Raw genomic sequence first — 2,507 nt, 5'->3', positions numbered from 1 at the left:
GACCGCGCTCGCCGCGGTCGCCGCCGCCGCGGTCACCGGCGGCCGCGTCGTACCGACCATGTGGCACACCCTGCGGTACGCGCTGCCGGCCTACCTCATCCCGCTCGCCTTCGTGGCCACCCCGACCGGGCTCGGCCTGCTCGGCATGGGCGGTCCACAACGGATCCTGGTCGCCGGCACGGTCACCGCGCTCAGCGTGGCGGTGCTGGCCGTGGCGGCGGGCGGCTGGCTGCCCGGGGTCGGCCCGGCGGGCGTACCGGAGCGGATGCTCGGCGCGATCGCCGGGCTCACGCTGCTCTGGCTGGAACCCGTACCCGTCGCGATCGGTGCCGTACTGGCCGGCGCCATGGCGGTGGGCGTTTTCGTACGACGCGGATCCGCCGGCTCCTCCGGCGGGACGCGAGCCGGATCACCGGCATGAACGCGGAAGGAGCAAGAGTGGGACGGATCAACGTGCGGCTCGTGGCGGGAGTGGGAGCACTCGCCCTCGTCGCGGCCGGCACCGCAGGTTGCGGCGGCCGTCAGGGCGCCGCCGCCACGGACGACACCGCGAACGCCGTCACCTGCGAGGTGGCCGAGAACACCCGGGTGGGCATCGCCACCGGCAACGCCACCGGCGTCTACTACGTGGTCGGCAACGCCCTGGCCGGGCAGCTCTCGAACAGCACCGCCGGCCGGCTCACCGGCACGGCGGCCGAGACCGGCGCGTCGGTGCAGAACATCGAACAGCTCGTCGGCGGCCAGTACGACGTGGCGTTCTCGCTCTTCGACACCGCCGTCAACGCGGTGCAGGGCAAGGGCACCTTCACCACTCCGCAGCCGGTCGAGGCGCTGGCCCGGATCTACGACAACTACACCCAGGTGGTCGTCCGGGCCGACGCGGGAATCAACTCCGTGGCCGACATGAAGGGCAAGAAGATCTCCACCGGCTCCCCCAAGTCCGGCACCGAGGTCATCGCGAACCGCCTGCTGGAGGCCGCCGGACTCGATCCGGCCGCCGACATCCAGGCCCAGCGTCTGGACCTGACCAAGACGGTCGAGGGCGTCAAGGACGGCAGCCTCGACGGCTTCTTCTGGTCCGGCGGCGTACCCACCGGCGGTGTGACGGATCTCTTCACCACTGCCGGGGACAAGGTCAAGTTCATCGACATCACGCCGTTGTTGCCTAAGATGAGCGAGCTGAACCCCGCGTACCAGGCCGGCACGATCGGCAAGGACGTGTACTCCACTGTGGCGGACACCCCGACCATCGTGGTTCCCAACGTGCTGCTCGTCCGCAAGGACCTGGACGCCAACGTGGCCTGTGCGATCACCCGGACGGTGTTCGAGAAGAAGGACGCGCTGGCCCAGGCCAACCCCGCCGCCAAGGGCATCGCTCTGGACACCGCCCGCAAGACCGACCCGGTCGGTCTGCACCGGGGTGCGGACAAGGCGTTGCAGGACCTCGGCGCGAGCTGACCGACCCGGCCGGGCCGGTGCCTCCCGTGGGGGCCCGGCCCGGCCACCACTACCTCGGGAGACCCCCGTGCCGCTGCCCTCACTGGCGCGCGTACGCCGGCACAACCGTCCGTCCGATCACACCGGTCGACTGTGGTCGGTGCGGACGCAGCTCCTCGCGCCGATCCTCGTCGCCACCGCCGGACTACTCGCCCTCGGCGCGATCCAGACCGGCAACGCCCTCTCCGCCACCACCGACGCCGAACGCGCCCGGGTACTGGCCGGCACCGCCACCGCCACCGTGTCGCTGGTGCACGAGGTGGAACGGGAACTCGGCGAGACGGCCGCCCTGCGCCAGCGCGGCGGGACCTCCGGCCGGCAACTGGTCGACGCCCAGCGGCAGCGGGTCGACGAGGCCGTGGCGCGGTACCGGTCGGCCAGCGGCGACGCCCGGCGGGCCGCTCCCGACCTGGGCCGCTCCCTGGACGGCGTGGACGAACACCTCGTCCAGCTCGACGAGGCACGGGTGGCCGCACTGGGCTCCGCGACCGCCGACCCGACCTACGTGGCGCTGGTGGAGTCGCTGCTCACGGTGGCCGACGCGCTGCCCGCCCAGGTACGCGACCCGGAGCTGGCCAACCGGGCCCGGGAGGTGGCCGCCGTCGCCGCCCAGGAGCACCTGGCGTCGCTGGAACGTGACCTGCTGCGGACCGTCTTCGTCCGGGGCGAGCTGGCCGAGGGTGAACTGGTCCGGCTGGGCCGGCTGCGGGGCGCCGCCGAACAGCGCCAGGCCGAGTTCTCCCGCATCGCCGGGGCGGACGCCACGGCCGCGTACACCCGGTTGCTGGCCGGCAGTGACGTCTCCACGGCCCGGCGGATGCGCGACAGCGCGCTGAACGCGGACCGCGAGCCGGCCGCGCTCGGCACCGACGGCGACGCCTGGTTCGTGGCGCAGAGCGGCACCATCCGCCGGTACAACCTGCTGGGCCGCGAACTCTCCGACGACCTCGACCGCCGGTCCGCCGCGCTGGCCGCCGACGCCCGCCAGCGGGCGTTGGTCACCGGCGGCT

2 protein-coding genes and 1 pseudogene are annotated in these 2,507 nt (G+C 73.3%); all 3 read left to right on the top strand.

What is annotated here, in order from left to right; translation table 11 throughout:
* Positions 1–421: pseudogene (locus tag EYA84_RS30475) on the top strand (C4-dicarboxylate ABC transporter permease); the annotation flags it as partial.
* 17 nt (positions 422–438) lie between these two features.
* Positions 439–1,458, top strand: coding sequence for a TAXI family TRAP transporter solute-binding subunit (locus EYA84_RS30470; RefSeq protein ID WP_117231039.1), 1,020 nt, complete (start codon positions 439–441; stop codon positions 1,456–1,458).
* A 139-nt stretch (positions 1,459–1,597) separates the two neighbouring features.
* Positions 1,598–2,507 (top strand): nitrate- and nitrite sensing domain-containing protein (locus EYA84_RS30465; protein WP_236146051.1); only part of this gene is annotated, 910 nt, incomplete at its 3' end.

It is taken from the genome of Verrucosispora sp. SN26_14.1, assembly GCF_004307965.1.
Lineage (GTDB): Bacteria > Actinomycetota > Actinomycetes > Mycobacteriales > Micromonosporaceae > Micromonospora.
Note: the sequence above shows the minus strand (reverse complement) of the source record. Positions and strands in the feature narration are given on the sequence as shown.